Origin of the sequence: Mesorhizobium sp. M0016 (assembly GCF_040324035.1) — a bacterium.
GTDB lineage: Bacteria > Pseudomonadota > Alphaproteobacteria > Rhizobiales > Rhizobiaceae > Mesorhizobium.
This window is the reverse complement of the sequence record NZ_JAMYVM010000074.1, coordinates 1-547: the sequence shown is the minus strand read 5'-3', so window position 1 is coordinate 547 and position 547 is coordinate 1. Positions and strand designations below refer to the sequence as shown.

The window sequence follows — 547 nt, the reverse complement described above, 5'->3', positions numbered from 1 at the left end:
GGCGCGCCATGGCGGCCTCGATCATGATCAGCGCAGTTCTGGCCAGCGGCGCGACGCAATGGGCGATGCAGCCTAGCGTAGCCGATAGCTTTGCCGCAGGGGTAGCCAGCGGCCACCAACGCAGCCTGCTGGCGACCAGCCCCGTCGATGTAGTCTCGTCGGACCGGCACACCGTAAAGCCATGGCTCGATGCAAGGCTCGGCCTTTCGCCGCCGGCTCCTGATATGGTGAAAGACGGATTTGCACTCGTCGGTGGCAGGGTCGAGGTCATCGGCGGCCGGGCGGTGCCAGCGCTGGTCTATCGCCACCGCGAACATCTGATCACCCTTGTCGCCGAGCCGCAAAATGCCGGGGCGGTGACCGACCCGGTCGATCTCTCGGAGGGCGGCTTCTCGCTGGTGCAATGGAGCGACGGCGCCTTCTCATACTGGGCGATTTCCGACATGGAGCGGCCGGAGATCAACGACTTCGTGGCGCGCTTCCGCGCCGCGGTCGTCCCCGGCTGATAACCGACCGTCGGCACTCCAACCGATATCGAGTGCCGACC

At 66.2% G+C, this 547-nt stretch carries 1 protein-coding gene; it reads left to right on the top strand.

The features are described 5' to 3' along the window. On the top strand, positions 1-506 hold a 506-nt coding region (locus NKJ88_RS32955; protein ID WP_352446985.1), incomplete at its 5' end, for an anti-sigma factor family protein. Positions 507-547: the final 41 nt, after the last annotated feature.